This window comes from Pedobacter sp. ISL-64 (genome assembly GCF_018613605.1).
GTDB lineage: Bacteria > Bacteroidota > Bacteroidia > Sphingobacteriales > Sphingobacteriaceae > Pedobacter.
This window is the reverse complement of sequence record NZ_JAGGPU010000011.1, coordinates 1-22,609: the sequence shown is the minus strand read 5'-3', so window position 1 is coordinate 22,609 and position 22,609 is coordinate 1. Positions and strand designations below refer to the sequence as shown.

The 22,609-nt window shown below is 40.9% G+C and carries 16 protein-coding genes; 10 read left to right on the top strand and 6 right to left on the bottom strand.

The genetic code is table 11. The features are described from left to right. The 5 genes from J7E57_RS16310 to pepE all read left to right on the top strand — a co-directional run bounded on the left by J7E57_RS16310 (position 1) and on the right by pepE (position 4,233). On the top strand, positions 1-879 hold the full coding sequence (locus J7E57_RS16310) for a glycosyltransferase family 2 protein (protein WP_215131896.1): 879 nt from the start codon (positions 1-3) through the stop codon (positions 877-879). Then, positions 876-1,472, top strand: a complete 597-nt coding sequence (xrtY, locus tag J7E57_RS16305; protein WP_215131895.1) for an exosortase Y — start codon at positions 876-878, stop codon at positions 1,470-1,472. Before J7E57_RS16310 ends, xrtY begins: the two co-directional genes overlap by 4 nt. Beyond that, positions 1,456-2,037, top strand: coding sequence for a WcaF family extracellular polysaccharide biosynthesis acetyltransferase (locus J7E57_RS16300; protein ID WP_251029944.1), 582 nt, complete (start codon positions 1,456-1,458; stop codon positions 2,035-2,037). Before xrtY ends, J7E57_RS16300 begins: the two co-directional genes overlap by 17 nt. Before the next feature lie 198 nt (positions 2,038-2,235). Then, the gene (locus J7E57_RS16295; protein WP_215131893.1) at positions 2,236-2,631 is read left to right on the top strand and encodes a hypothetical protein; all 396 of its coding nucleotides are present in this window, start codon (positions 2,236-2,238) and stop codon (positions 2,629-2,631) included. Positions 2,632-3,537: 906 nt separating this feature from the next. Next, positions 3,538-4,233 (top strand): dipeptidase PepE, encoded by a 696-nt coding sequence (gene pepE / locus J7E57_RS16290; protein ID WP_215131891.1) that lies wholly within the window; start codon positions 3,538-3,540, stop codon positions 4,231-4,233. Between the two features lie 305 nt (positions 4,234-4,538). Here pepE and J7E57_RS16285 read toward each other — a convergent pair whose 3' ends face one another. The 5 genes from J7E57_RS16285 to J7E57_RS16265 all read right to left on the bottom strand — a co-directional run bounded on the left by J7E57_RS16285 (position 4,539) and on the right by J7E57_RS16265 (position 13,210). Beyond that, a complete protein-coding gene (locus J7E57_RS16285) occupies positions 4,539-5,810 on the bottom strand; it encodes an MFS transporter (protein ID WP_215131889.1) in 1,272 nt (423 codons plus the stop codon). 426 nt (positions 5,811-6,236) lie between these two features. Next, positions 6,237-8,399 carry an FN3 associated domain-containing protein gene (locus J7E57_RS16280; RefSeq protein ID WP_215131887.1) on the bottom strand — a complete coding sequence of 721 codons (2,163 nt, stop codon included), beginning with the start codon at positions 8,397-8,399 and terminating at the stop codon, positions 6,237-6,239. Then, entirely contained in the window at positions 8,399-9,424 is a 1,026-nt protein-coding gene (locus J7E57_RS16275) for a hypothetical protein (RefSeq protein ID WP_215131885.1), read from the bottom strand. The genes J7E57_RS16280 and J7E57_RS16275 overlap by 1 nt, the downstream gene beginning before the upstream one ends. A gap of 9 nt (positions 9,425-9,433) precedes the next feature. Then, entirely contained in the window at positions 9,434-10,885 is a 1,452-nt protein-coding gene (locus J7E57_RS16270; RefSeq protein WP_215131883.1) for a DUF1501 domain-containing protein, read from the bottom strand. A 3-nt stretch (positions 10,886-10,888) separates the two neighbouring features. Further along, a complete protein-coding gene (locus J7E57_RS16265; protein ID WP_215131881.1) occupies positions 10,889-13,210 on the bottom strand; it encodes a PSD1 and planctomycete cytochrome C domain-containing protein in 2,322 nt (773 codons plus the stop codon). An 853-nt stretch (positions 13,211-14,063) separates the two neighbouring features. Between J7E57_RS16265 and J7E57_RS16260 the strand changes: the two genes are divergently transcribed. The 3 genes from J7E57_RS16260 (at position 14,064) to J7E57_RS16250 (ending at position 18,540) form a co-directional block, all read left to right on the top strand. Then, on the top strand, positions 14,064-14,813 hold the full coding sequence (locus tag J7E57_RS16260) for a hypothetical protein (protein WP_215131879.1): 750 nt from the start codon (positions 14,064-14,066) through the stop codon (positions 14,811-14,813). A 521-nt stretch (positions 14,814-15,334) separates the two neighbouring features. Beyond that, positions 15,335-15,934, top strand: coding sequence for a GIN domain-containing protein (locus tag J7E57_RS16255; protein WP_215131877.1), 600 nt, complete (start codon positions 15,335-15,337; stop codon positions 15,932-15,934). 332 nt (positions 15,935-16,266) lie between these two features. Continuing rightward, entirely contained in the window at positions 16,267-18,540 is a 2,274-nt protein-coding gene (locus J7E57_RS16250) for a GH92 family glycosyl hydrolase (RefSeq protein WP_215131875.1), read from the top strand. A gap of 100 nt (positions 18,541-18,640) precedes the next feature. Here J7E57_RS16250 and J7E57_RS16245 read toward each other — a convergent pair whose 3' ends face one another. Next, positions 18,641-18,931, bottom strand: coding sequence for a hypothetical protein (locus tag J7E57_RS16245; RefSeq protein WP_215131873.1), 291 nt, complete (start codon positions 18,929-18,931; stop codon positions 18,641-18,643). A 282-nt stretch (positions 18,932-19,213) separates the two neighbouring features. Here J7E57_RS16245 and J7E57_RS16240 point away from each other — a divergent pair, with 282 nt between their 5' ends. Then, positions 19,214-19,723: a PRC-barrel domain-containing protein gene (locus tag J7E57_RS16240; RefSeq protein WP_215131871.1), complete on the top strand. Its 510-nt coding sequence runs from the start codon at positions 19,214-19,216 to the stop codon at positions 19,721-19,723. A 353-nt stretch (positions 19,724-20,076) separates the two neighbouring features. Then, positions 20,077-22,437 carry a mechanosensitive ion channel family protein gene (locus J7E57_RS16235; protein WP_215131869.1) on the top strand — a complete coding sequence of 787 codons (2,361 nt, stop codon included), beginning with the start codon at positions 20,077-20,079 and terminating at the stop codon, positions 22,435-22,437. Positions 22,438-22,609: the final 172 nt, after the last annotated feature.

The window sequence follows — 22,609 nt, the reverse complement described above, 5'->3', positions numbered from 1 at the left end:
ATGAACCGAAATTTTAGCTTTATCATTTTAACCTTTAATGAGCAGATCCATCTGCCCAGATTGTTAGAGTCTATCAAAGCCTTAAATGCGAGAATGTTCATTTTGGACAGCGGAAGTACCGACGAAACCTTGAAAATTGCTGATCGCTATGGTGCTGAGGTGAAACAAAACCCTTTTATAAACCACCCAAAACAATGGGATTTCGCTTTAAAAAACTTTAAAGTAGAATCCCCTTGGACAATCGGCCTCGATGCTGATCAAACGGTTACGCCTGAGCTGTTCGAAATGCTGGCCAATTTTAAAGAGGAAGATCATCTCGGTATTAACGGTATTTACTTTAACCGCAAAAATTTCTTTCAGGGAAGCTGGATCAGGTTTGGTACCTTCTACCCTTTTTACCTTTTAAAAATGTTCAGGACAGGGATCGGGTTTTCTGATCTCAACGAAAACATGGATCACCGTTTTATTGTACCGGGTAAGACCAAAATCTGGAAGAAAGGCTGGATTTTGGAAGAAAACCTAAAAGAGAATGACATTGCTTTTTGGAAAGCCAAACACGAACGTTATAGTGATCTGGTGGCGCAGGAAGAGGTAGAAAGGATGTTAAAGTTGCGCGCACAAAGTTTAAAGCCTAACTTACTAGGCAGTCCCGATGAAAAGCGGGCATGGTTAAAACAATTGTGGTGGAAACTTCCACTAGGGTTTCGCCCCTATCTTTACTTTGGCTACCGGATGTTTTTTAAACTGGGCATATTTGACGGAAGCACGGGTATTAAGTTCCATTATCTTCAAGGCTTCTGGTTCAGAAAACTGGTAGATAAAAAAATTAAAGTAATTCAAAAAAACAGAAGTTACATTATAAATGCTGATAACATATGACCCCAGAAGAAGCGAAAAAAGAAGCGAATAAGAAGGCCATCAAATTTGTGGTTGCCCTGTTTATACTATACATCCTCTTTAGTCAGGGTAATCTGTTTATGAACAGTGTAATGACACCTGGTTCCAGATTTTATAATGCCTATATTGCTAATCATTTTGATTATATCCAGGGCTTAAAAACAGCGTTAATTGTACCTGCAGTATGGATAATTAAAGCTTTTGGCTTTTATGCCATTTATAACGAAATGGACGTTATGGTAGTATCCGGGCCTTATCTGCGTGTGAATTATTCCTGCCTTGGCCTTGGTGTAATGAGTTTTTTGGCCGCTTTTGTACTGGCATTCCCAGCGACATGGAAATCGACTTTTAAAATGCTGGTGATCGGTTTTATTGCCATCTACGTTCTGAATGTACTGCGCATTGCCGGTTTGGGTGTATTAATGGCTTTCTTTAAATCCCAGCGGAACAATTTTACCTATCACCACGAAATTTTTAATATCATTGTATACATCTGCATTTTCGCAATGTTATATTTTTGGATCAGGAAAAGCAATAAATTAGTTAAAAATCAAACCATTGCCAACAACAAATAAAGAGGAAAAATTGCTAGAAACACAGCTACATAAGAATTTTGATACTGGCGATTTTAAGGTTGGCGCTCCCATCCTCAAGCAGGTTTTATGGTACTTTACGGATGTTATCTTTTTTAAAAGCCGTTTAATGCCAGTCAGCTCAGTACTGGTTGCTTTGTTACGGTTATTTGGTAGCAGGATTGGTAAAGAGGTACGCATAAAACCGGGCATTCACATTAAATATCCATGGAAACTGGAAATTGGTGATTATAGCTGGCTGGCTGATTGTTATATAGACAATTTGGATCAGGTAAAAATTGGAAAAAACTGCTGTATTTCGCAACAGGCTGTTCTCATTACCGGAAACCACAATTATAGCCGCACAAATTTCGACTTAATGACTGGCCCCATTGTGCTGGAAGATGGAGCCTGGATTGGTGCCGCAGCTACAGTTGGTCCTGGTGTAACTTTGCATAGTCATGCGGTTTTAACCATGGGAGGTGTAGCGAACAAAAACTTATTGTCTTACAGCATTTACCAGGGAAACCCTGCGGTAAAGGTTAAAGACCGTGTAATGAAAGCGTAATACAAAACTCAGGCTAAAATATAAAGCGGATTGCCAAAGCAGCAATCCGCTTTTTTTGAATAGCGATTTTATTATTTATTGACAAATATCAATGGTTTAAGATTTCTTAACAATCAAAATTATCTTATTTAAAAAATTATCAAGACATTTGCATCGTCTGTCGTCATAAACCTATTTAAGTTGGTAAATTTTAAATTAATGAAGAATAGGTATTCCTTATCTTCTAATCTTATTTTAATTACTTTTTTAATCGGGATAGTAAATCTGTTTTTCTATGATTATAAGAGTACGCAGGAGCTGGTTATTTTTATATCAATCCTCATCACGCGTTATCTGCTTTTTATCCTGATCAAACGAAGGTTCAAATGGAGCAAATATTTGTTGGTACTCATCATCATAAGGAGTGTATACCGCCTTTACCTGGTAATGGGTGAAGCAGATATTCATCCGGTGACCAAGATAAACCTCTCTTTACAGGCCGTTATTTCGATACTGGCCTTTGCAATCCTGTATATTGTTCCAAAGCTAAAAGAGTGGACAAATGAGCGAAGGAAATATCTTTCTGCAGCCAGGATCTCTAACGCCCAGCCTTAGTTTTTATCTGAAAGGCATAAAGAAAATATACTTTAAAGAAAAACTGACCTTCATTTCCGGAAAAACCTTCAGTTTGCCGTTTCTCATTATCTAGAAAATGGCCGGCTTACATATTGTCCTCAGTTCGATTAATAATATCCCTTTTGAAAAGTACTACCGGTATCTAAGCACCGTGTTATCAGCCTGAACCGAGTCTTAGCGAGCTCACAGAAGGTAATTCATTTCAGGGTTTATTTTTGCAGAAAAGATCTGGCTGCATCATATTTGTAATTCTGGTCGAATTTGTCGAAACATCTTGCTAGGCATTTAAACAGGCCCTTCGACAGTCCACCATTGACCTTATTTTGTATTCATTTAAATATGAGCGGTTTATGACGACTGCGTATTTCAGCCCAACTAGGCCGTGGCACCGTATCTCCGTTCCACTTAAATCCGGCCTAACAAATTTTTCGGGCTCCACTGAAACAGCCAACCCACTAACTTCAAAAGAAAACCGCGAAGCCCTCATGAATGCAGCTGAAAACTATAATACAAATGAATAAATTTTCAGCCGGTGTTTTTTGTTTTTTCACTTGCTCTGTTTTTTTTAATTGTGTTCAAGCTAGCTCTGCTGGTCTTTTTGACTCAAAAAAGAAAGAGCCCATCGGCGGCGGTGAGCCGAGGAAAGCATGAGCTGTAGGGTAAAAAAATAATAAATTATATACTTTATTAATATTGGTTTTTATACAAAAAATCATCCTTCAGGATGACAATTCTGTATTTATGATACAGCGTCATTACGATCACATAAGGCAAGAGAGCCTAAAAATTCAATCATTACGAATAAATATTAATCGAGGTGTAGTTATTGGATCAAAGGATAAATATTTTAATGGAAAAACGGTATAATTGCCAAAAGCAAATAAAATGAATGTTATCCTGGCCTCTACTTCTACGCTGTTTGGCGGTAATTATCTGGAATATTTAAAAGATGAACTCATTACACTCTTTGCCGGGATAGATGAAATTATATTTATCCCTTACGCAAGGCCAGGAGGCATTTCGTATGAAGAATATACTGCCAAAGCCCGCGATTTTTTCTCACAGTTAAATATCAGCGTTAAAGGCCTGCACGAATTTAACAACCCCATTGAGGCGATCCATACTGCCAAAGGTTTTTTTACTGGCGGAGGCAATACCTTTCTCCTGGTAAAAACACTTCATGAGCTGGGACTGATGAAGCAGCTAAGTGAAAACATCAAACTTGACAAACCTTATCTGGGCTGCAGCGCAGGAAGTAGCATCGGTGGCATGAATATGAAAACCACCAATGACATGCCTATTGTGTATCCGCCCTCTTTTGATTGCATGGGGCTGGTTCCTTTCAACCTTAATCCGCATTACCTCGACCCAAATCCGGAGTTAAAACATAATGGAGAAACAAGGGAAACCAGGATCATGGAATTTCTAACGCAGAATAACATAAAGGTAGTAGGGCTGCGCGAAGGCAATTGGATTAGGATACTAGGTGATGAAATCACTACACAGGGAAGTGAATATACCAGGATATTTGAGGTAGGCAAAGCCCCGTATGAACTATCGCCAGGCAGTTCGTTACTATAATTTATGACAGAAATAACCTTGATGAAAAATAAAACCCTAAATGAGGCTGTTTCAGAATTGATTTTGGAGATTTTGGCAGAATAATATTTTGAAAGGTCGTCATTCCCGTGAAAACGGGAATCTTAATGCGATAGAAAGGCAAAAAATAAGTCCCTACCAAAGCATTAAGATACCCAGTCAAGCTGAGCATGACGACACCGCCAAATTTAATTCTTTTGCTATTTCTGAATCTGTTATTTTGAGACAGGCTCATTGTACTTCTTATGCGTTAGAACTAAACGCTTATAAAGAAATTGTATTTTTAGTTACAAAGCTACAGACCTGCTCTTTTTCCGTGAACGCAGGTATATAACCAATCCGCCGAAAGCCACAATCAATATTATAGGGATAATCAGTGTAGCCTGCAGAATTTCAGGCCCCGCCAGGTTTTTGGCATTGGCAAGCGCCTGCGCTGGTGCTGAATTCTCCGGCGCTTTTAAATAATCACCTAACGAGGCACCAGCAGGTAAATGTTTAACGATCAGGTTATCATAAAAACCACCCATAAACATCGTATAAATAGAAACAGCAAACATTCCCGCACCTCCCATCAGGTTTAGGCCTAAGGCTCCCGATTTAGGAACATTCTCAGCGACAAAACCGATCATAGTCGGCCAGAAATAACAAACGCCTATACCAAAGATAATTGCTGCGAAAAAAACAGAATTCCCGGTAAATGTACTCAGCATGTAAAGCCCCAATGCGGCAAATATTGCTGATAAGAGCAGTACGCCCTGAGGGGCAAGACGGTGAACCACAGGTTCGGCAAAACCCCGGCCAATTACCATAATTCCAGTAGTCAGCGTGAGCAATAAAATGGCATTATCGGTTACATTTTTCAGTAATAAACCTATCCATTGCCCGGTAAATAACTCGGTAATGGCCGTACCGAACATACAGATGAACATAAAGATAAACAATGGAGAAAGTACCGCTTTATACATATCTGAACTGGAGTAACCGGATGATACCCTTTCGGTAACCGGAAAATCCAGCTTTGAAAACAGGTATCCGTAAATTAAAGTCGGAATAATCATCATGGCCACCTGTACCTTCCAGCCCAGTCCGAGCTGAACAAACAGGGTAACCAGCAAGGTGCCGATCACAATACCTCCGGGAAACCATAAGTGAAAATGATTTAAGCGGGTAGTTTTATTTTCCGGATATAAAGCAGCTACAAGGGGATTACAAGCGGCCTCCACCGTGCCATTGGCAATGCCGATCAATAGCGTTGATAAAAACAGGCTCCAGTAGCCCTGAGCAAAAATGGTCAGCACAATTCCGGCCAGGTGAAAAATAAAAGCCATCACCAGCAAACGTTTCATGCCGATCATATCGACCACAAATCCTCCGACTACAATTGCCAGCGGAAATCCCCAGAAGGCAGCAGCAGTAATGGTACCCAACTGACCGGTAGTCAATTGAAAATCGATGCCGAGCTGGTTCATGATACCGGCACGGATGCCGAAGGAAAGAGAGGTGACCAGTAAGGCAAGGCAGCTTGCCCAGAATAGTTTGGTGTTTTGAATGTTAAGCATATGTTTAGGTTTATATTTGATTTAAAATTTGGTTATCTGCGGTTGTTCCGATGCACTTGCTACCCAGCCCTTTGCTTTTTACCTGTAAGATCCTGGTCAGAACCTGCACAAAAGTATTAGTCGCAATTAGTTTTTCATTGTGCATTAGTTATTTAATAAGGTAAATTAAATATTTTTTCTAAAAAAACAATCGATTGCTTAGAAATAATAGCTGGAGCGGCCGATGACATCAGTCCATAGCATACCCCGTTTGCTTTCTAATTCTTATAAGTTTCTCTGATTATTCTGAAAAGTTCTTGTAGATGTTGCAGTGGTATATCCGATTCCCCGCCGAAGTTGTGTATTTCAGTGAAAGTTAAAGCGAAATGTGGTGACAGTTTAAATGCGGAACGGGTGGCCGTTTTTCCCGAAATGCCCCGTTCATTCTCAATTAAGAAATATTTCATCTACAAAAAGCCAGGCCGGCTGTCCTTTAGCAGGATGCCACTCTGGTAGTTTTTTTAAGTTTTTGGCTACAATCTTTAAGCAGGAAATATGCTGAGACTTAAACTTGGCTTCAATTTTAATGAGCTCGCGTTCTTCCATTTTTTCCGGTATGTCGGGTCTTACCCTACCCAGTAAATGCAGTTTATCTTTATCTGTCCCGCCCCAGATCTCTACTTCGGTAGGCGGGAATATGTAGGGCTGTATCTGCTTCATCGCATGTAAGGTTACCGACTGTATGGTAACCGGCCTTTTAAAGTAAAGCATCGCCTCCATATTATTTTCCCTGAAAGCGATCCACTTGCCCAGGTTGAAATCATAGTCTCCCAATTGATTATCAATCAGAACCTTTGCCCCTCCAGCCCTGTATTTATCATTGGCGGGCAACAAAAATGAGATGCTGTCCGGTTTATAAGTGCTTTTGTAAAAATTAGCACTCAGCAGATCACTGCCGTACCAGCCTGCTTTGTATGCCCTGGCCTTAACCGTGGTATTCCCGCTAAGGACAATTTCCCTGTTATAGATGGGGGATTTAAGGCTGTCGGGTTCTGTCCCATCTGTAGTATACCTGATTTTAACCCCATTTATCAGGTGCTTCAATTGCAGGGTAATGGCATCTTTAAAAACAGTAACATCCGTATTCAGACGGGGCTTGTTCAATTTAACGGGGTGTTTTCCATCATCTTTAAAGCCCGCAATCACGGTCAGGTTCTTATTTGTTTTTTGTAGCTGAGATACTTCCGCCTCAGTCAGTCCTGTATTCCATAAAGTCAGCTGTTTGAGGCCATTCATGTTTACAACCTGTTTGACAAGATTATAATTCACTCTGGTACCAGAAAGGGACAAAGCATTTAAATGTTCTAAAGCCGTTAAATACTTTAGTCCTGTTCCGTTGATGTTCGTAAAATTCAGGTTCAGTTTACGCAGGTTTTCAAAGCCAGCGATGATTTTCAGGTCTTCATCGCCCAGGGGCATACCGCTCAGGTTTAATGATACTATCTGTTTTTTAACCTCGCTCAATTCCTTTAACACTGATGGTTTATAAATACTTTTATTATAGATATTTACTGCCAAGGCCGGCGATTCCTTAGCTAAGGGGTAAATATTTCTGTAGTTATTGTTCAGTTTTTTAACGGTGCCCTCATCTGCTGCTGCAAACCCGAATTTCTCCTCCGGCGCATTGGCCGGGGCTAAAAAGGCGGTTGCCAATAACCGTAAAGAATCATTTGCAGGTAAATCCATGACCTTCTTCTTCATTTCAGCATTGCTTTTTATCCAAAGTTTCAAAAGTTCCATCTCTTTTTCGCTCAATTGGGATTTCCCTCTAGGGGGCATATGCTTTTTTTCATCCAATGGCAGATGTATCCGTTCCAGTAGCAAGCTGAGCCCAGGTTTTCCGGGTACAAAGAGTTTTCCCGTTTTCCCGCCTTTAAGAATCGAGCCGGCATTATCCATGATCAGATTGCCTTTCGCCTTTTCGATATTATGGCAGCTGAGGCACTTCTGAGAAAATATGGGCATAACCACATCTTCAAATATTTTTGCCTGCTCCAGCGGAACGCTGGCCTTTTCAACAGGCGTGCTTACCGGCTCCAGCACAAAATTATCTCCATGGGTTAATGCCGCACCATAGTGGCCGGCAAGGATTACAAAGAATATGGTAAGCACAGCTCCAGCCCTTGCCAGCGGCAGTTTATACCAGGCAGAATTCCTGCAGTAATAAATAAGGGTGGTGATGAGGACGATACTTACTCCCGTCCATTTATGCCATTGTAACGTGCTTCCCGAATACGCTTCCTCTTTAGAGAGGAACAGCCCCATGATAACGGTTACCGCTGAAAAAAGAGTACCAGAAAGCAGTAGCCAGGAAGTAAAATCATGGTAGAGCTTTTCTTTGGCATAAGCATCTTTAAAGCGGAAAAACTCCAGCAGCATCGCCAGCAGCAGAATAACGATCGGAAAATGCAGTACCATAGGGTGCATCCTTCCCAGCGGCTGTAACCAATATGGAACTGAAATCCTGTGGCCAAAAACCAGTAAAAAAATAATAAAGGCATTTGCCATGAACAGCACATTCTCTGCAAAACCCTTCAGCGTGATTTTCATTATATGCGTGTGAATTTATATGGATATACTTTTCCCGATGCCCATTGTGCGACATATAGATTTTCATCATTATCTACGCACACATCGTGCGGGTTCAACAAAATCTTTTCCGCCTGGGCCATGGGTTGCAGCACCCCGTCTTTATAAACTGGCAGCGTTCCCCCTATATTGGATATTACTTTATTGTTTTTATCCAAAATGGTCGTAAAGCCGCTTCCGTCCTTACTTAGGTCAGGCGAGCGCAATACTGCCGCATACAGATAATCATTTTTTATCACTGGTCTGCAGACGCAGGCGCCTGGAAGCGAGATAATCTCTTTCAGATTACCCTGCAGATCAAAGCGTTTAAAGCAGTTACGCGTACGGTCTGTAACCAGCAAGCTTGGCGTGCTACTGCGTTTATCGATGCACACTCCGTGGGCGTTATCAAGGTGTTTGGTTTCAGCTCCCCTGCCCCCGAAATAACTGAGCAATTTACCATCGGCACTATAATGGAACACATACTGCAGGCCATAACCGTCAGCAATAAAAAAATCACCATTATCAGCTACCGCGGTTTCAGTTGGCACAAATTCTTCTTTCTTTTTATATAGACCAGTTTCCATCGGGCAATCAATGGTCATCAGGATCTTGCCATCCAATGTGGTTTTATAAACCTGGTGCCGGTTGGTATCTGTGATAAAAAGAAACTCCTTGCCGTTTTCCTTTGCCAGGGTAAGCCCATGGCCACCGGGAAATTCATGTCCCCAGCTATCTAGCAGTTTCCCTGATTTATTATAAATGAGGATATTGTTTTTAGTCTCATTGGTCAACAGGATAATTCTTCCCTTGGCATCCTGTACCATCTCATGGCAATCATTCACCGGGTTTCTCAAAGGGTTCAGCTGTCCCCATTTGTTATCCAGCATATAGCGCATATTGTTATGCCCATAAACAGGTCCCTTAGGTTTTGCCACCAGATCTTTGGCAATAAAGAAACTGGCAGATGCTACTGTGGTATGTTTTATAAATTTTCTTCTGTCCATAAACGGGATTTATATTAAAATGTCGTTGATTACCTTACCGCTCACATCGGTCAGCCTATAACGACGGCCCAGATGTTTGAATATCAGTTTCTCGTGGTTTAACCCAAGCTGATGCAGCACGGTTGCCTGAAAATCATGCACGTGTACAGGATCTTTAATGATGTTATAACCAAAATCGTCGGATTCGCCATGCACTATCCCGGGTTTCACTCCCCCTCCGGCCATCCAGATACTGAAACAGCGCGGATGATGGTCACGCCCGTAATTATCTTTGGTCATCTTGCCCTGGCTGTAATTGGTCCTGCCGAATTCACCGCCCCAGATGACCAGGGTTTCGTCCAATAGCCCGCGTTGCTTAAGATCGGTGATCAGTGCAGCCGAGGCCTGATCCACATCTTTGGCCTGCGAGGCCATCTCCGAGGGAAGATTTCCATGCTGGTCCCATCCCTGGTGGTACAACTGTACAAAGCGGACGCCGTTCTCACTTAGTTTTCTGGCAAGCAGACAATTGGCCGCGAAGGTTCCCGGCACCAGGCAATCCGAGCCGTAGAGTTTGATGATATCATCCGGTTCTTTAGAAAGGTCGGTAATTTCGGGCACCGCAGTCTGCATCCGGTAAGCCATTTCATATTGCTGTACCTTGGCATTGATCTCCGGATCACCAAATTCCTTATACGACATATCATTCATTTCCGCCAGCTTATCAAGCATTTTTCTGCGTTCAAACCTGTTGAGCCCTTCAGGGTCCTTAAGGTAGAGTACCGGATCTTCTCCACTACTGAAGTGTACCCCCTGATGCGTTGAATCCAAAAACCCGTTTGTCCATAATTTCGAGTAAACCCCTTGCCCGTTACCTTTGCCACGAGAGAGCAGGACGGTAAAAGCCGGCAGGTTTTTATTTTCACTACCAAGCCCGTAACTGAGCCAGGCGCCCATGCTTGGCCGGTTTCCCTGTTGTGCCCCTGTTTGAAAGAAGGTCAGTGCCGGATCATGGTTTATCGCCTCGGTAAACATGGATTTAATGATACAGATATCATCAACCACCTTTGCTGTATGGGGAAACAGGTCGCTTATCCATGCTCTTGATTGGCCATACTGCTTAAAATCATAATATGATCCCACCAGTGGAAAGGATGCCTGATTGGCTGTCATTCCGGTAAGCCGCTGTCCGGCACGGATAGATGCAGGAAGTTCCTGTCCCATCATCTCCCTGAGCTTGGGCTTATAGTCAAAAGACTCGAGCTGCGAGGGCGCCCCGTTCTGGAACAGATAGATTACCCTTTTGGCCTTTGGTGCAAAATCGGGAAGGCCAGCTAAAATATCGCTTTCATCGATGCTGCCCGAAAAGAGATCAGGCATCAGCAGGGAGCCAAGGGCAACGCTTCCAAGCCCTAAGCTTAGCCTGGAGAGAAAACGGCGCCTGTTAAAGTTAAGGCCATGTTCTAAAATATCCTTTTCCATATATCAGGTTTTTGTAATGGTTTCCTCTAAATTATAAATGGTGGTAATCACCTCCGTCATTGCAGCCAGTGAGACCTTGTTGATGTTTTTAGGAAGTGGGTACTCGCCCACAGTCAATACTTTCTCTGCATCTTTCCCATCTTTAAATATCTTTTGTTGATCTGCATAATAAGAACTGAGCAGTTTTATCTCCTTTTCATTGGGAATCCGGCATACAATCAACCGGAATGCGGTCTTGATTTTATCCTCAGTAGTGTTCTTTTCCTGTAGGAGTCTCGCTGCAAGAACGCGCGAAGCCTCCAGTACCGTTGGATCATTTAACATCACCAGTGCCTGAAGCGGGGTATTGGTGTTTAACCGTTTTACCTCGCACTGATCGCGGTTACTGGCATCGAAAACACCCATTGAAGGCGGTGGGACCGTACGTTTGATAAATGTATACATTCCCCTGCGGTAAAGGTCTTCGGCATGGTCCTGGCGGTAGGAGGCCAGTATACCACGCCCGGAGGTCGCTCCTTCCCAAAGTCCGGCAGGCTGATAAGGTTTTACACTTGGACCGCCTATGGTCTTAACCAATAAGCCACTACTAGCCAGCACCACATCTCTTATGGATTCTGCCGGGATGCGGTAACGAGGTGCCCGCGCAAGCAGGATATTTTCAGGGTCGGTTTTTAATTTCTCTTTTGATACGACTGCAGATTGCTGGTAAGTCGCTGAGCTTACGATCTGTTTGACCAGACGCTTGATGTTCCAGCCATGGTCCATAAAATCTACCGCCAGCCAGTCCAGTAGTTCCGGATGCGAGGGAAGTTCGCCCTGCATACCAAAATCACCTGAGGTCTTTACAATACCACGTCCAAAAAATTCCTGCCAGATCTGGTTCACAAATACCCTTGCTGTAAGCGGGTTTTTCCTATCGAAGAGCCACTGCGTTAAACCCAGACGGTTCTTTGGATATTTATCGCTGAAAGCGAGCAAAGATTTCGGGGTACCGACCTGTACTTCTTCACCGTGCGCATCATACACCCCCCTATTGAGGATATAGGTTTTACGTAGTGTATCCCTATCCCCCATTACCGAAACAATCAATTTATTGGTATCTCTCTTATTTACAAAAGCCAATATCTTTTTGATGTCTTCATTGCTGATTTCCATCAACGGTTTTTTCGCGTAGGTTTCAGCCCCCCCGACAGTTGACTGAAGTCCGACTTCTTTAACATTGTTAAAAAAAGCATATAACTGATAATATTCCTTTTGAGAGAAGGGATCATATTTATGATCGTGACAGTGGGCACATTCTATTGTGGCAGCCAGCATGGCTTTGCCAAAGGTATTTACCCGGTCTGTTACGTATTCAACACGGTATTCTTCATCAATTACCCCGCCCTCTTCGGTGATTTTGTGGTTCCGGTTAAAGCCAGTCGCGAGCAACTGCTCCTTGGTAGCATTAGGCATCAGGTCTCCAGCGAGCTGCCAGCTTATAAACTGCTTGTAGGGCATATTGGTATTGAAAGCATGGATAACCCAGTCCCTCCATGGCCATTGACTGCGATAGTTGTCGTCCTGATAACCATGCGAATCGGCATAACGGGCCACATCCAGCCAATGCAGGGCCATCTTCTCCCCATATGCGGGGCGCTGAAGGAGTGACTCCACAACCTTTTCATAGGCATTGTTGCTATTATCGGCCATGAACCTATTCATCATCTCCATATCCGGTGGTAGGCCGGTAAGGTCGAGGCTGACCCGTTTCAATAACCTTTCTTTATCTGCCTGTTCATTTGGTTTTATCCCTTTTTGCTCCAGTTTCTGCAGAATGAAATAATCGATTTCGTTTTTTGCCCATTCCTTATTTTCCACTTTTGGGATCTGATGGCTTTTTGGCGGCGTAAAAGCCCAGTGCCGCTCATATTTAGCTCCCTGTTTGATCCATTTTTCGATAACTGCGATTTCATGCGCGGTTAGTTTGAGATTGGAGGATTTAGGCGGCATTAGCTGGCTTGAATCCTGGCTAGAAATGCGCAAAAAAAGTTCAGAGGCTAAGGGTTTAAAGGGGACAAGCGCATGCGCCGAAGGTTTGTCTTTCAAAGCTTTATAAGCTTCTTCCGCTATATCCAGCCTTAAATCGGCTTCACGTTTATTGGCATCAGGACCGTGACAGATAAAACATTTGTCGGACAGTATCGGCCGGACATGAAAATTATAACTGATGCTATCAGGTACCTGCTCCTGTGCAACCTGGCTCGTGGACGAACTATTGCATGCCTGTATGGCATATATAATAGCCGAAAACAACAGCATTAAATAAAAAAGCCTACGGTTCATACTGATTATATTTGGTTTCGCCCCTGATGCTGTAATGATCAGCAGGGGGCACTATAATAATAAATAACTAAAACGGTTAACGCAATGGATTATCCTACACATAAAAATGGACTATCTTACTGTTAATGAACCAAAACCGCTCACCACCTCGGTTAAGTTTTTCCTTAATTTAGCATAAACTGGCGGGACCGAATGAGGTCAAATAAGCGCTGATCACATTATTTTTCACATCTATTTTTTCACCGTTTATCGCTCCCCTTAAGGTATTGCAGATTTACACTCATTTCCTTATGATTTCCTTAAATAATTTTTCAATCTCATCTAAGCTGTAGATATCTAAGAAAATAGATTCCTGCACTTGTAACTTTAAAGGTTAAAAAATATCTTGGCTACAACCACATGTAATTTGACAATTAGTTATGTTTTTTTTGCGGCCGTAAAAATAAACACGCAATTGCCGGGAAAATGAGACATACAAACGTTTTATATTGCTGATAAAGCTTATCATGATTAGGCTATGGAATTTCTGGATAATCACCCTATTAAATTCATTAACATTGGTAAACGGCAACGTAATAACCCCGTCGTATCGAAGAATAGGCATTTAATAAGACCTTAATTTACAATTAATGATGAATGACTAAATTAACAGAAGAGAATCAAAATAATTTAGCTTACATTTTGCGTGGTGTAAATCACAGCGACCTCCAAAAATCATGGACTTAAATTGGATTAGCGTTCTTAAACACCTATCGATTAATAATGTATCATGTTACTGAAAGTTAAATTTGATTTTCTCCGTTTCAATCTATAAATTGAGGCGGAATCTTATCCAAACTCCATTATAATCGTTATGAAAAGATATTTTTTTATTGTCCTTTTAGCAATCTCTTTTTCTGTACAGGCACAGTCTAATACCGCCAATTACAAATACATCATTGTGCCCGAGAAATTTAGTTTTCTCAAACAGATTAATCAATATGGTTTAAATACACTAACAAAAGCTTTTTTTGAGGAGAAAGGTTTTACTGTGTATTTTGATAATTCGGAAATACCAGAAGAAATTGCAACAGATAGATGCAAGGCCCTGGTAGTAGAAGTTCAGGAAAACAATAGTATGTTCGTTACCAATCTTACCCTTTTACTTAAAGATTGTAAGGGTGCTGTAGTGATAAAAAGCAAGGCAGGTAAAAGCAGAGAGAAAGAATACGAGACTTCTTACAATTTGGCATTGAAAGATGCATTTACGTCTTTTAACGATTTTAAATATGTAGCAGGCAATCCAACTGCGGCTGCCAATCCAACACCTGCTCCGGCAAACGTAGCGGCTAAGCAAATACCTGTACCGGTTAGTCAACCAATCGTCGCCAAAATAGAACAACAAGAGGGGCTATTGTACGCCCAGCCTATAAGCAATGGTTACCAACTGATAGATGCAAGCCCTAAAATTGTAATGACCTTACTCAAAACCTCTGTAGAGGACTGTTACATTTCCAGCAACGGAAACGGGAACGGCGTAGTTTTAAAAAAGAATGGAACCTGGTTCTTCGAGTACTACAAAAACAATGTTCTTGTTTCTGAAAAACTATCGATTAAATTTTAGCCATTATAGTGAAACCCAACGGGCAGAATGTGAAGCATCTGCCCATTTAAACCCAAGTTCTGAGCTTGGTATTATTGATTTAGCACATCTTTCCGGATTATTGAGGCAGGTCAATTTTTTTCAGGCAGGTATTAACTCCACCAGTCTATCTTTTTAGCGTATTACAGGCTCCTAGCTGGTTAGCCGCTCTAATTTTTCTTTTATTTTTTTCAATCGTACGGTCATTCTCATGGCCTCAATTTGCTGGAACTTACCGCAAAAGATTAACAGGCGTTTAAAGCAAATGTTCAGCGATTGTTAATTCTAAGCCAACAAGATTAAGATCGTACATAGAATTAAGCGATAGGTATGGAAGTACTCGTAAAAATGAACTCTTTTTCGCCCGATTTTTAAACCCGTTCGTCGAGAATTAAGCAGTGTTGGTATAATTGAGGGTTTTCTGCTGCAACGTTTTGGCCCTGGTGGTGTCTTATCTACAAAACAAACACAAAATATTAATTAAAAATATAAATAACAGCATTATGAAAACCTCAATCAAAACCCTAACAAAATCAATATTAGCAGCTATCGTTTTAACTTCTGCTATTTTCTCAACAAGTGTAATGGCAGGCGAGAAACAGCCAATCAAAATATCGGCACCTAAAAATATCAGCCAGGTTATTGTAAGTGGCAATGTAGAAATCACGTTGATACAAGGAGAAAAAGAAAGTGTGAGCTACAATGATGATAACACTGGTAAAGTAAAAGTGATCCAAGACGGACATGCATTAAAAATCAGTTCAGTAGATAGAAATGCGGCTAAGATTACAGTTTATGTAAAAAATATTTCCAGAGTACAGGCTTCTGAAAATGCCGTAGTAAAAACAGTGGGCAAATTGGATACCAAATATCTTCAGTTATTCTTAAAAGGAAATGCAGTTGCAGAAATCGATTCAGATACAGAAAGTTTATATACTGTAATTGAAGGCCGTGCGGATTTAAAATTAAGCGGCGCTACAGGAGCGCATATCTTAGTAATGGGAAGCACACCAAAATTGAATCTAGACCGATTTGCAGCATTGAAAACACAAATGAGCTCACCAGTAACCGAAACAACACAAACTGCTTCATTAGCAAAATAATAAATAAAAATTTAACATTCGAAGAGCGATGAGATTTATTCATCGCTCTTTTTTGTTTATACACCACTTAGACTTAAGCCGTAAACCTAATTTTTTGGCACAAGGCATTGTAATAAACTTATAAGATACAAACAGGCCAAATAGGAACGGGCATTTTCTGTTTTTGCTTTTTTGATAAATTGATCCTTTCCATTAGATTTGATAAATCGTTTTACTGTTATAGGCAGGATTAAAAAGATTTACATCATTAATGATACAGTCGGCAACTCGTCTGCGTTAAATATCGTTTTTGAAAAATGTTATGTTTGCCACATCTAATCGAAATCCATTACATGAAAAAATATACGTATTGTTTATTGAGCGCAACATTTTTGCTAATAGCTTGTATCAATTTTGCACATGCACAAGCTAAAAAACAACCGGTAGACTATGTTAACCCATACATTGGTAACATTAGCCATTTACTTGTACCCACTTATCCTACTGTTCATTTACCTAACAGCTTATTAAGGGTTTATCCGGAGCGTGATAATTTTACCAGTAATACGATAGATGGTTTGCCGGTTGTGGTTACCAGCCACCGGGGCAGCTCGGCTTTTAATTTAAGTCCTTTTCAGGGCGACCTCAAAAATGTGGGTAACGTAATTTCTTATGGCTACGACAATGAGGTGATTAAGCCTTATTATTACGAGGTCGACCTCGATGATTATGGAATAAATGTACAATTTGCGCCTTCGCACCAATCGGGGATATATGCACTCAACTTTTCGCACACAAATGTTCCGGCTTACCTGGTTTTAAACACCAGGAACGGCGTGCTAAAAGTTAGCCAAAATGTGATAAGTGGTTTTCAGAAACTAGACAATAATACCAAGGTTTACCTCTACTTCGAAACTGATTTAACACCCGTTGAATCAGGTAAGCATTATGGAACTAAAATTGATGCCAGGGAACAGTCTGCTTCCGGTCGTGATGCTTATCTTATTTTAAAATTTCCAACTCAAACCAAGCAGATCAAGGCACGTTATGGCATATCATTTATCAGTGAAGAACAGGCAAAGCACAATCTCCGTCGAGAAATCAAGGATTATAACCTGAACCAGGTTGCACAGACAGGAAAGAATATCTGGAACGCCACGCTTGGGAAGATCATGGTAACAGGTACTGATGAAACAGCCAAAACCATCTTTTATACTTCCCTTTATCGCACTTACGAAAGAATGATCAGCTTATCTGAAGATGGAAAGTATTTTAGTGCTTTCGATGGAAAAGTGCATAATGATAATGGCATGCCATTTTTCACTGACGACTGGATTTGGGATACCTACCGCGCAACACATCCACTCCGTGTGATTATTGAGCCAAAAATGGAAGGCGATATGATTAATTCTTACCTTCGAATGGCACAACAGATGAAAGACCATTGGATGCCAACTTTTCCGGAGGTAACTGGTGATAGCCGGAGGATGAACAGCAACCATGGTGTGGCCACCGTAATTGATGCTTATAACAAGGGTTTGAGAAATTTTAATCTTGATGAAGCTTATCAATATTGTAAAGCAGCCATTACCGAAAAAACCCTGGCCCCGTGGTCCTCAAAAAAAGCAGGTGTTTTAGATCAGTTTTTTAAAGATAAGGGCTATTTCCCTGCCTTGCCTGAAGGCGAAAAAGAAACCGCAGCAGAAGTTCATGGTTTTGAAAAACGTCAACCGATAGCCGTTACCCTGGGTACGGTTTATGATGAATGGTGCTTGGGCAATATTGCTCAGCAATTGGGTAAAACCGATGAAGCAAAATACTTTTTAGATAAAAGTAACAGCTACCATACGGTGTTTAATCCGGATACCAGGTTTTTTCATCCGAAAGATGCGGAAGGTAAATTTATTAAACCGCTGGATTACCGCTTTTCGGGCGGACTTGGTGCCAGAGAAACTTACGACGAAAACAATGGCTGGCTTTATCGATGGGATGTGTTACACAACCTGGGCGATTTGGTAAATATGATTGGCGGCAAACAGGCTTTTGTTGATGAACTGGAGAAAATGTATAATACACCGCTAGGGAAAAGCAGATTTGATTTTTATTCACAGTTGCCCGATCATACAGGTAATGTTGGGCAGTTCTCTATGGGTAATGAACCTGCCATGCATATTCCTTATTTGTATAATTATGCAGGACAGCCCTGGTGCACGCAAAAAAGGGTAAGGAGTTTATTAAGTCAGTGGTTCCGTAATGATTTAATGGGTATTCCTGGCGATGAAGATGGCGGTGGCCTTACTTCTTTTGTAGTATTTTCGCAGATGGGTTTTTACCCAATAACCCCAGGCTTGCCCATGTATGTAATTGGCAGCCCTACTTTTGCCAACGTAAAACTTGATCTGGGAAATGGCAAAAAGTTTGAGTTGAACTGTATCAACTATTCTCCTGAAAATAAATACATTCAATCGGCTAAACTGAACGGGCAAGTATGGAATAAATCGTGGTTTGCTCACGAGGATTTAATGAAAGGGGGCAAATTGGAGCTGGTAATGGGCAAGCGTCCGAATAAATTATGGGCAACGGATGAAGCGTCACTTCCCCCTTCGTTTAAAATGTCTGCGAACTAAAAAGGACTGGAGATTTTGGGAGATTAATATTATTCAGGTATTATCTCCCCAGCATACTATTAGTTATTACTAGCGCAAAATGATAGGTAATTTACATCCATCATGATAAAAAACGCTGCACCAATTCTTCCCATTCCTGATCTAATGATAATTGTGGTCTTTTTTCGCCAGCTTTAGCATACCAATAATCGGCATTCCATATGTCGCCTTCTTTGCGGTGCAGGTAGGCGTGGATGCGGGCAGAGGCAACATCGCCTAAATGGTCGACCTGGTTGTGGGCCGTATGCCAATCTCCTTTTGCATCATACCAGAGTGCGCGCAATTGAACCGACATGTTGCTATCTGGCCTGTCTTCTTTTAATGACATTCTAAATTCAGCTACATTCTTCATTAACTTCTGATTCTATTTTAACGATTATACAAAATAATCGTTAAACAGCGTGATTGCCGCCCGGTAAAAAAATTATTTCGATTAATATTTTTGTTGTTTTCCACACCTTATAACGTCAACACAAAACACTAGATCACAAACATTTACCGTTAATCACCTCCTTTACGATATTTGTTTTAGCCGCCCATTTTTTGTATCCTGTCGCCTTAGCATAAAAACCATCTCCTGATAAAACTTGTTGTAAAAATGGGCATCGTTATTAATAACCCCTTAAAAAAAATTATGGATTCAGGAACTATTGTATACAGCAATTTAGAAGAGCTCTCAAAAAGTAGTTATCAATTAACAGATGGCGAGGCTGACATTAAAGGTTGGCCAGTAAGAAATGAAGCTGGCGATTCGGTTGGAAAGGTGCGCGACCTCCTATTTAATCCCGAGCAAAATGCAATACGGTATGTTATTGTGGAGCTTACCGACATGGGCGAAGATTTGGAAGAAAAGGCTATACTGATCCCCATCGGGCTCGCAAATTTAGGTGAAGATAAAAAAGAAGTTATTTTACCCGATATACACCATGACCAGTTCAGGGCAATGCCGAGGTATATTATTGGTGAGGTTACGCCTGAGTTGGAGAACCAGATCCGCGGCGTGATTGGAAGTCCGGCGGCATTGCGGATGGAAGATGAAATTGTAGAGATTGACCGTGCAAACTTTTATCGTCACCATCATTTCGATAAGAATAGTTTTCCGGAGCACAATCCCCGCAATCAGGATTCTGATCCATTAATTTAATTGACATGTTAAATTGTAATGGTGCATAGGTATCACTAGTATAGTTATCATCAGAAAAAACGGGAGCTTTCGATCAGAAAGTTCCCGTTTTATTTTTAAGTTGAGCGTATTAAATAAAATTATCCCTTGTTTCCGGTCTTTCAGTTTCGATATACTGATTCTCCAAAAGCACCATAGCTGTATCGTTTAAGAATAGCTTAAACTCGTCCGGTTTCCTGATAATACAAAGCAGTAATTAAAAGCTTGCACCGAACTCTGTAGTAGTTTCATTCTCAATAAAAAATCAATTCTAATCCCTATTTTTGAAAATCTTTATATCAATAAAAGATAATATCCAATACAGCTTAAGCTAGATGATAACACAAAATTCTTTTTATCCAACCATACGGAACTTAATATCTTTACTCCTTATCCTATTTTTTTCTGGCCATGTGTTTGCGCAGAAAGATAAGCCTGTAGATAAGGGGCAGGATGTATCTATTCTTTCAGATTCTGCTACATTGACCAAAGGCGATTACCTGGCGCACCTGGAAAAAGTATTTGAAACCGTAAATAAAGTTCCGGTTACCGTTGGCTCATTTAAGAAACTTAAGCCTATTGAGGCACATTTAACTCAGGATGAAGCTGCACTGGCATTGCTTAAAAGCCGGTTAATACAAAGCGACAGATCTCCAAATCTGCAAAATCTGCAGATGGACCAAACCCTGCTGGAAGAACTACAGAGCAATAACAAAGATTGTTTATCAGATCTTGATGAATATGAAAAGGAGTTACGGGCTTTAAAAACCGAAATTCTTAACCTGCGTAAAGATACCGTACTGATTAAAGTGTTTACAGTGCCTGCCATACAGGTTATGTTTAAAGATGAGTTTGCAGAGTTAAAGAAGAAACGTGTATTGATGGATAGTTTATTAAAAACGACTACTTTATCAATCAACAACCTTCAGGCCAGAACCTCTTCTAACCTCATCAATATTAAAGAGTTAATGTACCTTACCGATAGCCAACTCGATGCAGTGAGCATTAAAGCTTTTGGTAAAGAGCGCCGTTATTTATGGGAATCGGTAAATAAACGGGCCAATAAAAGCATGGGCTTCCGTAGGTTTATTAAAGGAGAGCAGGAAATATCGGGTTATTATTTTGTGTATACCAGAAGTAGCCGCCTCCTGCTGCTCTTCACCTGCGCGGTATTCTTCTTTTGGGTATTCTTCAATTTCAGAAGCGTAAAACAGCGGGGCCGTTTAGAAACGCTTGATGGTTTTTCGCTGATTAGTCCGCAGCCTTATTTAATCGCCTTTATCATGCTCTTTGCGCTAGCGCCTATTTTCGATCTGAGGGCGCCTGCACTCTACATAGAAGCTGTAGAGATTATACTCGCTATTTTGCTCACTGTATTTTTCCGCAAAAAGCTAAACTCAAAGTTATTTTACTATTGGTGCATATTTGTGATACTCCTTCTTGCCCCAGTTTTCTTACGCCTTTTGGGTATGCCACCAAGGTACCAGCGCTGGCTCCTTCTGTTCCTAACGACCAGTTCGGTTGCCTATGGTATTATGATATGGAAAATGCTCGATGAAAAAGCCAAAAGATATAAAATGATCCTCACCACGGGCTTTATTTACGTTGGCTTTGCTATCATTGCCACGTTTTGTAATCTATTTGGCCGCTTTACGCTCACGCAGATTTTTTATTCAACCGGGGTAAGCTCGCTTTTAAATGGCATATCGCTAACCATTCTGGCAAAAGTATTGGTAGAAGCCTTTTTGCTACAGATGAAAAGCAGCAGGATACGTAAGGGATTTCCGGAGTATTTTGATTGGCAGCCTGTAATTGCAGGACTCAAAAGGCTCACAGGTATTGGTGCTACCCTAATCTGGTTTGTAATATTTACCACCAACCTGAATATTTTTAATGGGCTATATGAATCGGTAATGGAAATCCTCACCGAAAAAAGAACCATAGGCAGTTTCTCTTTTACCTTTGGCGGTATCGTATTGTTTTTGGGTATTATCTGGATCGCCAACTTTTTACAGAAATACATTGCTTATTTCTTTGGTGATACAGGCGATGATAGTTTTGATGATAACAAAGGAGAGCGATCTAAATTACTGGTGACCCGTTTGGTGTTATTGATTGGCGGCTTTTTAATTGCCGTTGCAGCCTCTGGACTACCAATTGATAAAATCACGGTTATTCTTGGCGCATTGGGTGTTGGAATTGGGTTGGGCTTACAGAATATTGTGAGCAACTTCGTTTCGGGGATTATTCTCATTTTTGATAAAACCATCCGTATAGGTGATATTGTTGAGCTGAGCAATAAAAAAGGAAGGGTAAAGGAAATTGGTGTACGTGCCAGTACCTTGCTTAGTGATGAAGGTGCAGAAATTATCATCCCAAATGGGTCTATCCTATCCAACAACATCATCAACTGGACACTGAGCAATAACCAGATGCGCGTAGATATTTCTTTATCGATTGCAAAACCCTTTAATTCTACTGAAGTGGTAAACCTGATCAGGGAAATTATTGTAGAGAACAACAATGTTTTTATCAGCAAAGAACCTATTATTATGATCAGCCCGGTAAGTAAGCTGAACAGTAATATCAACATCTATTTCTGGTGTAAGGATATTTCTAAAGCTGACTTAACCCGGAGCATGATCAATGCGCAGATATTTGAGGTATTTGAGCAGAAGAACATCGAAATTTTGTAATTAGAATTATTGTAATATGTCCAATTTCTCTTTAAATCTGGACATATGGTTATAATGTGTTCAGATTTTGAGCACATGTAAAAATGCATGATGGATACTGAAACAAGTTCAGTATGACGGAGCAGAGGGATTCTCGTACATTGGTGAAACTCACTAAGATTCTGTGTTGATT

Bases quoted from the DNA above. Each gene is read 5' to 3' on its own strand.
- J7E57_RS16235 (WP_215131869.1), top strand. From the start codon at position 20,077: ATGATAACACAAAATTCTTTTTATCCAACCATACGGAACTTAATATCT.
- xrtY (WP_215131895.1), top strand. From the start codon at position 876: ATGACCCCAGAAGAAGCGAAAAAAGAAGCGAATAAGAAGGCCATCAAA.
- J7E57_RS16280 (WP_215131887.1), bottom strand. From the start codon at position 8,399: ATGAAAATCACGCTGAAGGGTTTTGCAGAGAATGTGCTGTTCATGGCA.
- J7E57_RS16270 (WP_215131883.1), bottom strand. From the start codon at position 10,885: ATGGAAAAGGATATTTTAGAACATGGCCTTAACTTTAACAGGCGCCGT.
- pepE (WP_215131891.1), top strand. From the start codon at position 3,538: ATGAATGTTATCCTGGCCTCTACTTCTACGCTGTTTGGCGGTAATTAT.
- J7E57_RS16240 (WP_215131871.1), top strand. From the start codon at position 19,214: ATGGATTCAGGAACTATTGTATACAGCAATTTAGAAGAGCTCTCAAAA.
- J7E57_RS16285 (WP_215131889.1), bottom strand. From the start codon at position 5,810: ATGCTTAACATTCAAAACACCAAACTATTCTGGGCAAGCTGCCTTGCC.
- J7E57_RS16265 (WP_215131881.1), bottom strand. From the start codon at position 13,210: ATGAACCGTAGGCTTTTTTATTTAATGCTGTTGTTTTCGGCTATTATA.
- J7E57_RS16245 (WP_215131873.1), bottom strand. From the start codon at position 18,931: ATGAAGAATGTAGCTGAATTTAGAATGTCATTAAAAGAAGACAGGCCA.
- J7E57_RS16260 (WP_215131879.1), top strand. From the start codon at position 14,064: ATGAAAAGATATTTTTTTATTGTCCTTTTAGCAATCTCTTTTTCTGTA.
- J7E57_RS16295 (WP_215131893.1), top strand. From the start codon at position 2,236: ATGAAGAATAGGTATTCCTTATCTTCTAATCTTATTTTAATTACTTTT.
- J7E57_RS16310 (WP_215131896.1), top strand. From the start codon at position 1: ATGAACCGAAATTTTAGCTTTATCATTTTAACCTTTAATGAGCAGATC.
- J7E57_RS16255 (WP_215131877.1), top strand. From the start codon at position 15,335: ATGAAAACCTCAATCAAAACCCTAACAAAATCAATATTAGCAGCTATC.
- J7E57_RS16250 (WP_215131875.1), top strand. From the start codon at position 16,267: ATGAAAAAATATACGTATTGTTTATTGAGCGCAACATTTTTGCTAATA.
- J7E57_RS16275 (WP_215131885.1), bottom strand. From the start codon at position 9,424: ATGGACAGAAGAAAATTTATAAAACATACCACAGTAGCATCTGCCAGT.